The following is a 320-nucleotide window of genomic DNA, read 5'->3' on the forward strand; positions in this document are numbered from 1 at the left end:
GTGGGCGGGGCCGGAAGCCTGCGGGACCACTTGACCTTGAGGTTGCCGACCTTGGCCACGTACACCGTGCCGTCGCTCTGCAGGCAGAAGGCGTTGGTGTTGAGACGGATCGACTGCCGGGCGTCCTTCTTCGACTTGTACCGGGGAGGGCCGGCCTTGCGGCCGGGCCGCTTGCCCTTGAGGCTGTCGAAGAAGTTCTTGTAGGCGGCATCCAGGTCCCGCAGGGACTGCTGCAGGACGACCGCCGACACCTCGGCGAGCCAGGCGCGTTCCTCGGTGCGTTTGGCCTGGGTGATGCGAAGCCGGGACAGCTCGGCCGA

1 pseudogene is annotated in these 320 nt (G+C 67.8%); it reads right to left on the reverse strand.

The annotated features are described in order from the left end of the window. Positions 1–320 (reverse strand): annotated as a pseudogene (locus IE318_RS46070) (RNA-guided endonuclease TnpB family protein); the annotation flags it as partial.

This window comes from Streptomyces spiralis, from assembly GCF_014654675.1.
GTDB classification, from domain to species: Bacteria; Actinomycetota; Actinomycetes; order Streptomycetales; family Streptomycetaceae; genus Streptomyces; species Streptomyces spiralis.